Genomic DNA, 6439 nt, shown 5'->3' on the forward strand with positions numbered 1-6439 from the left:
GGCGTGCAGGCGCCAAGGATTATCCCGGCAATCAGGGATGCGAGGAGGGGGCGGTCGTCAGTCACGCATCCTCCGGTGGCGGCAGGGTTGCCGCCTTGCGGATCGCATCGGCCAGCACCTCGGGGGCCTCGGCCCCGGACACCGCGAATGCGCCGTTGAAGATGAAGCAGGGCACGCCCGCGACGCCGAGCGAGCGGTAGAAGCCTTCCTCGCGAACAAGCGTCTCCCGGTCGCGGCTGGTGGCGAGAAGTTCGGTGACGAGGGTCGCATCAAGGCCGATATCTGCGGCGATCGCGGCGAGTTCGGCGCTGGAGCCGATATCACGCCGCTCCTCGAAATAGGCCTTGAACAAGGCTTCGGCGGCCTCTGCCCCCTTGCCCTGACCTTGCGCCCAGCGGATCAGCCGGTGTGCGTCCAGCGTGTTGGGGCGCATGGTGATTTCGTCGAAATTGAAAACGATACCGGCGGCGGGACCGGCCTGCTCGAGATGGTCGCGCATCGCCTTGAAGCGTCCTGAACTGTTATCGCCAAACCGGCGCTTCATGTAGTCGCGATAGGGCTGGCCCTCGCGCGGCACGGACGCGTCGAGCTGGAAGGGCCGCAGGATCGTCTCGACCGGAATTTCCGGCACCAGGTCTTGAGCCGCCTGCCAGTAGCGATGGCCAAGCCAGCACCACGGGCAGACCGGATCAAGGACAAGATCGACATTCACTTGCGTCATGGCGGGCATCGGTTCGCGCAGCTTGGAGACGGCCGGAGAATTGACCGGGCCGGGCCTGATGTCGAGCCGCCAGATGTGTTGTCCCGGCCGGCATGGCCGGCAGGGAACACGGCTCAGGCTACTCGGCAGGCACGAGGCGCATGACGCGGCCCTCGTCACTGTCGGTGGTGAAATAGATGAAGCCGTCAGGCCCGGTGCGCACGTCGCGGATGCGCTCTTCCAGGTCCTCTACAAGGCGCTCCTGACCGATCACGCGGTCACCATCGGTTTCAAGCCGGGCAATGTGCATGCCGGCCAGCGCCCCGACGAACACATCGTTTTGCCAGTGCGGGAACGCATCGCCGGTGTAGAAGGCCATGCCGGAGGCTGCGATGGACGGGTTCCAGTACCAGATCGGCTGTTCCAGCCCGTCGCGGGCGCGCTCTTCGGTGATGATCGTGCCGTTATAGTTGATACCGTAGGTGATTTCGGGCCAGCCATAGTTCAGGCCGCTGGTGGCGTGGATATTGATCTCGTCGCCGCCGCGTGGGCCGTGCTCATGGCTCCACACCGTGCCGGTTTCGGGGTGCTGGTCGAGGCCCTGGATATTGCGGTGGCCATAGCTCCACACTTCCGGGGCGCCGCCATTGCCATCCGCGAAGGGATTGTCGGAAGGCACGCTGCCATCATCATTGAGGCGAACGAGCGTGCCGATATGGTTGGCCGGGTTCTGCGCCTCATCCATGTGATTGCCGGCATCGCCAAGGCTCAGCCAGAGATAGCCGTCACGGTCGAACAGGATCTTGCCGCCATGGTGGCGGTTGGTGGCGTGGTCGAAATTGACCTCGAAAATCTCTTCCACGTTTTCCAGCGTGGTCAGGTCCTCGCTGAGGCGGGCGCGGATGAGCGCGGTGTGGTGCGCCTCCAGCGTGCCCTTGGCGTAGGAGATGTAGACGAGACGGTTCTGCGCGAAATCCGGGTGGGCAATGGCATCGAACAGGCCGCCCTGACGGTTCACCACGACATCGTCCGGCAAGCCGCTGACGGGCGTTGCAACCAGATTGCCGTCCGCATCGACGATGCGCAGGCCTTGCGCCCCGCCATCGCGCTCGGTCACCAGCATTTCACCGGACGGCAGGAAGCCGATCGACCAAGGGTAGTTCAGGCCTTCGGCCACGGTTTCAACACGGAAGCTCGCCTGTTCGGTTTCGTAGATTTCCTGCGCAAAAAGGACGCCGGAACTGACCGACAGGGCAAGGCTCAAGGCAAGGGTGCGGATCATGTACAAAATCTCCCCAATCCGGATTTGCAAAAGCGTTCACACGCCGAGATAGGGATGGCAACGCGGCTGGCCAGTGTTTGTTGCCGCGCTGACACAGATGTGAACGGGTTGGCGGACACTGGCGGCGGAGCCGGCGCTACGGGTTAGTCTGCCAGTCTGATTCGCGTCGTCACGAGGAAAGCACCGATGGAAATGCTCAATATCGCGCTCATTGCTGGTGGCGGCTTCGTAGTGGGAGCGTTGTTGGTCTTCCTCCTGATGCGCGGTGCTGGCCAGCGCGAGACGGTACTGAAGGAACGCATCGCCGAGGAGCAGGCGCGCCACGAGGCAGAGCGCGCCCAGCGCCAGAGCGAGCTGGACAGCGAACGGGCAGCCCGGCGCGAGGCAGAGCAAGCCGCGGCGTCCTTGCAGGCCCGTCTGGAGACAGAGGCTGAAGCCGTACGCCGCGAGCGCGAAAGCCTGACACAGCTCTCTAATGCCGTGCAGGAGAAGTTCCAGCTTCTGGCCAATGAGGCGCTCGACAAGTCACAGAAAGCCTTCCTCGAACGGGCCGCCGAAACCTTCAAGCAGAACCAGGAGAAGGCCGAAGGCAGCGTGAAGGAGCTGGTGACGCCGATCCGTGAAAAGCTCGACCAGTTCAAGGCCACTGTGGACAGCATCGAGAAGGAGCGCGCCTCCCATCGCGGCGAGCTTGGCGAGCAGATCAATGCGCTGCGTCAGGGACTTGCCGGTCAGCAGCAGGAAACCGCCAAGCTCGTCAACGCGCTCCAGCGCTCGTCCACAACGCGCGGCCAGTGGGGCGAGCGCACGGTCGAAAACGTGCTGGAACTGGCCGGTCTTACCAAGGGCATCGACTATGAAAGCCAGTACCAGGCCCGCGACAGCGAAGGCGCGGCGCTGCGGCCGGATTTCGTGGTGCGCCTGCCGGGCGGCGGGCGGTTCGTGATCGATTCCAAGGTGGCGCTATCGGCGTATCTCGATGCGGTCGAGGCGCCTGACGAGACCACCCGAAAGCAGCATTTGCGCCGGCACGCCATGCAGGTGAAGACCCATATCCGCCAGCTGGCCAGCAAGGATTATGCGCGCTCGGTCGAAGGTGCGATCGATTTCGTGGCCCTCTTCATTCCCGGCGAGAGCTTCTATTCGGCGGCAATGGAGGAAGAGCCGGGCCTGTTCGATGAGGCTATCGCGCAGGATGTCATCATCGTCACGCCCTCTACCCTGCTCGCGCTGGCCAAGGCGGTCGCTTATGGCTGGCGCCAGCAGGCGCTGGAGGACAATGCCCGCAAAATCGCCTCTCTCGGCGCGGAGATTCATGACCGTCTGCACACGTTCACCGGCTATCTCTCCCGCGTCGGGACGGGCCTGAAATCCGCCACCACCAATTTCAACAGTGCGGTTGCCTCGCTGGAAAGCCGGGTGCTGGTTTCCACGCGCAAGATGGCCGAGCTGAATGCTGCGTCCAGTACCAAGGCGCTGGGAGCGCCTGAACAGGTGGACGAGACACCGCGCGCGCTGGCTGCGCCTGCTGATGACGGCGCGGACGAGGCCAAGGCTGGTGATGCTTGATCGAAACGCCTTTGGCGCTTACCTGTTGCGCCATGGCTGTACATCCTATTCTCACTGTCCCCGACCCGCGCCTGAAACTGGTTTCCAAGCCCGTTGACGGCGTGGATGACGCGCTACGCACCCTGATGGATGACATGGTGGAAACCATGTACGACGCAGACGGCATCGGCCTTGCGGCGATCCAGATCGGCGTCGACAAGCGGGTCATCGTCATGGACCTGTCCGAGCAGCGCAACGCCCCGCGCTATTTCGTCAATCCGGTCGTGACCCCGCTTACCGAGGAGACGCGGCCCTATAGCGAGGGGTGCCTGTCGATCCCGGACGTCTATGACGAAGTGGAACGCCCGGCCCGCGTCAGCGTTAAGTATCTCGACTATGACGGAAACGCGCGCGAGGACATTGCCGAAGATCTCTTCGCCGTCTGTATCCAGCACGAGATGGACCACCTCGAAGGGGTGCTGTTCATCGACTATCTTTCCCGCCTCAAACGCGAAAGGGCGGTGAAGAAGGTCCAGAAACTGGTCAAGGCACGATTGGAGGCCGCAGGATGACACTTTCACGTTTCGCCCTTCTGGGAAGTTCCGTGGCGCTGGCCGCGCTACTCGCCGCTTGCGATCCCAACGACAATGTTCCTGATCCTCAGCCCGAACCGCTCCCGGAATCGGTGCCCGATCCGGAAGTGACGGCAGCTGATCTCGACGCTGAAGTCGCGCCTTCGCCGGCGCCGTCCATGGCCGATATCGCGGAAGACGCGCCTGCTGTCGTCGCCGAAGCCGAGCCGGAGCTGGCCGGTCAGGACGGTCTAATCGAAGGGCTGTCGCAATATTGCGGCCAGGCCTTTGAAGGCGAAATCACCAGCCCGGTGACCGAGGCCGATGCGGCTTTCGCTGGCGAGCGTCTCGTGATGCATGTGCGCGAGTGCTACGCAAACGAGGTGCGCGTGCCCTTCCACGTCGGCGGCGATCATTCGCGCACCTGGGTCATTACCCGCCTGGATGATGGCCGGCTGCGCCTGAAGCACGATCACCGTCATGAAGATGGTTCGGAAGACACGCTGACCCAGTATGGCGGCGAAAGTGTTGCGCCGCCGGTGACGGCGCGCGTCGAGTTTCCGGCCGATGGTTTCTCGCGCGAGCTGTTCGAGCGGGAGAACATTCCGGTGTCCATGGACAATGTCTGGATCATGGAAATTACCGACACGACCTTCACCTACGCCCTGACGCGTCCCAACCGCCTGTTCGAGGTCACGTTCGACCTGACTGAACCGGTCGAGACGCCGCCCACCCCTTGGGGCTGGGAGGATGAAGCGGGCGAATAGGCCCTCTCACCGGTTCTGGAAATCAAAAGGGGCGCAGCCACTGGCCGCGCCCCTTTTTCAATCGGTATCAGGCGGGTTTCAGCTGCTGCGCTGTCCGGCGAAGAGCATGCCTGCGGCGCGGGTAAGCCCTGCCCAGCGCCCGGCAGCACTCGTTTCGGCAGCGGCAATGTGATCGATGCGGCTGTGGATGCGCTCACCGAAACTGCGCACCCGTTCGCCGCCGAGCGCCAGGATGGCATTCATCAGCTGGGTGGCAGCTTCCCGGACGCGCTCCTCAAGATGCGGCGCACGCGCGAGACCGCTGAAAAGCTCGGAGCGGTGATTGGTGAAGTATTTCTTGTAGTCCTCGTGGCCCGTACCCATTTCGTAGCGGGTCAGGCCCAGCTCATCCATCCGGGACAAGAGCAGGTAGACCAGCAAGTGGCCCGGCGAGTAGACGGACAATGACGGGTCATAGGCGGCCAGCCAGGGGTGGAAGGTGCCATGACCTTCCGGGCCGTACTCGGCTGCCAGCAAACGTCCTCCAGCACGTAGCGTGTAAAGCCGTCCGGTCACAGGGCCGGGCTTGTCGAAAAGGGCATGCATCATGCGCGCGGTCCAGCGCGGCGCCAGCACGTCATGGCGTCCGGTCTCGCGGTACTGGATGCGCTTCCAGGCGATCAGCTGATCGAGCGTCTCGCGGTCGGTGCAGCGTTCCAGACGGACCTCGCCGATCTCGGTCTCCAGCTTGCGCAGGCGGCGGCGGAAGTCCTTGAAGCGCTTGGGGTGCTCGCCTTGCAGCTCCGAAAGGAGTGCGTCTGCTGTTGAACGCTTCAGCGCGGCGCGCGACGGCCCCACAGGCTCGAGCCCGGCGGCCGGCGGCTTGTCAGGCGTAAAGAGCGCGGAAAAGCGGGCACGCGACAGCCCCGCCATCGAGAGCAATTCCTCGTCGCGGGCGAATACATCGCCGCGGCGCAGAATTGCGTGAACATCGGAAAAGGCCGAGCCGATAGGCCGGGCAAAGCCGCCGGGCCGGCGATGGTAGGCGAAAACGGCCGCAAGGCCGCTGCAATCACGGAACAGGGCAATTTCCACGTCATTGCGTGCCTGGGCCACGGTCTGGGCAAAATCGGGATGCAGCAGCGGGGATGCCAGACCGGTGGCCTGTGCCATCTGGACCCAGGCGGCATGATCCTGCGCGCTCAAGGCGTCGGCTCTGATTGTCTCACAGCGTAACATGCTGGTCGCTCCATTGCCTGCTCGAGGCCGGGACTCGCATGTATCGTGCCAATGGGCGGTGTTTCCACGCCTCGATTAACCCATGCCTGACGGACGGTTAACGCCGGTCTTGTCTTCAGGTTATGCCCTGCTCCGCCTTTACCTTCGCCAGATCAACGCCCAGCACCTCGGCCAGGATCGCAGCCGTGCCGCCATTGGGGTCAGGCACCGTTCCCGTGGTCAGGCCACCATCGACGACGAGTGCCTGACCCGTCACGAAGCGCGCCTCGTCGCTGGCGAGATAGACAGCCGCATTTGCGATGTCATGGGGATTTCCGCCCACGGGCAGAGGCTGGGCGAAAGCGCCCAGCTC

General features: G+C 63.7%; 7 protein-coding genes. 3 read left to right on the top strand and 4 right to left on the bottom strand.

The features are described from left to right. Nucleotides 1-61: 61 nt before the first annotated feature. Together ACTS2Z_RS06165 and ACTS2Z_RS06170 are read right to left on the bottom strand one after the other, a co-directional pair. Nucleotides 62-721, bottom strand: a complete 660-nt coding sequence (locus ACTS2Z_RS06165; protein ID WP_442572343.1) for a DsbA family oxidoreductase — start codon at nucleotides 719-721, stop codon at nucleotides 62-64. A gap of 118 nt (nucleotides 722-839) precedes the next feature. Continuing rightward, nucleotides 840-1982, bottom strand: coding sequence for a PQQ-dependent sugar dehydrogenase (locus tag ACTS2Z_RS06170; protein WP_442572344.1), 1143 nt, complete (start codon nucleotides 1980-1982; stop codon nucleotides 840-842). Between the two features lie 186 nt (nucleotides 1983-2168). On the opposite strand from ACTS2Z_RS06170, the gene rmuC reads away from it, so the two are divergent. From rmuC to ACTS2Z_RS06185, 3 genes are read left to right on the top strand one after another with little or no spacing between them, the layout of a single operon-like run. After that, nucleotides 2169-3551 carry a DNA recombination protein RmuC gene (gene rmuC / locus ACTS2Z_RS06175; RefSeq protein WP_442572345.1) on the top strand — a complete coding sequence of 461 codons (1383 nt, stop codon included), beginning with the start codon at nucleotides 2169-2171 and terminating at the stop codon, nucleotides 3549-3551. A gap of 32 nt (nucleotides 3552-3583) precedes the next feature. Continuing rightward, nucleotides 3584-4102, top strand: a complete 519-nt coding sequence (gene def, locus ACTS2Z_RS06180; protein WP_442572346.1) for a peptide deformylase — start codon at nucleotides 3584-3586, stop codon at nucleotides 4100-4102. Next, nucleotides 4099-4869: a hypothetical protein gene (locus ACTS2Z_RS06185; RefSeq protein WP_442572347.1), complete on the top strand. Its 771-nt coding sequence runs from the start codon at nucleotides 4099-4101 to the stop codon at nucleotides 4867-4869. Before def ends, ACTS2Z_RS06185 begins: the two co-directional genes overlap by 4 nt. A 78-nt stretch (nucleotides 4870-4947) precedes the next feature. Here ACTS2Z_RS06185 and ACTS2Z_RS06190 read toward each other — a convergent pair whose 3' ends face one another. Then, the gene (locus ACTS2Z_RS06190; RefSeq protein WP_442572348.1) at nucleotides 4948-6087 is read right to left on the bottom strand and encodes a GNAT family N-acetyltransferase; all 1140 of its coding nucleotides are present in this window, start codon (nucleotides 6085-6087) and stop codon (nucleotides 4948-4950) included. 115 nt (nucleotides 6088-6202) lie between these two features. Then, a partial coding sequence (locus tag ACTS2Z_RS06195; protein ID WP_442572349.1) for an SDR family oxidoreductase occupies nucleotides 6203-6439 on the bottom strand: 237 nt, incomplete at its 5' end.

Source organism: Glycocaulis sp. (assembly GCF_052168375.1).
Lineage (GTDB): Bacteria > Pseudomonadota > Alphaproteobacteria > Caulobacterales > Maricaulaceae > Glycocaulis.

Excerpts from the sequence above, each read along its gene's own strand:
- ACTS2Z_RS06165 (WP_442572343.1), bottom strand. The coding sequence starts at position 721 with ATGACGCAAGTGAATGTCGATCTTGTCCTTGATCCGGTCTGCCCGTGG.
- ACTS2Z_RS06170 (WP_442572344.1), bottom strand. The coding sequence starts at position 1,982 with ATGATCCGCACCCTTGCCTTGAGCCTTGCCCTGTCGGTCAGTTCCGGC.
- rmuC (WP_442572345.1), top strand. The coding sequence starts at position 2,169 with ATGGAAATGCTCAATATCGCGCTCATTGCTGGTGGCGGCTTCGTAGTG.
- def (WP_442572346.1), top strand. The coding sequence starts at position 3,584 with ATGGCTGTACATCCTATTCTCACTGTCCCCGACCCGCGCCTGAAACTG.
- ACTS2Z_RS06185 (WP_442572347.1), top strand. The coding sequence starts at position 4,099 with ATGACACTTTCACGTTTCGCCCTTCTGGGAAGTTCCGTGGCGCTGGCC.
- ACTS2Z_RS06190 (WP_442572348.1), bottom strand. The coding sequence starts at position 6,087 with ATGTTACGCTGTGAGACAATCAGAGCCGACGCCTTGAGCGCGCAGGAT.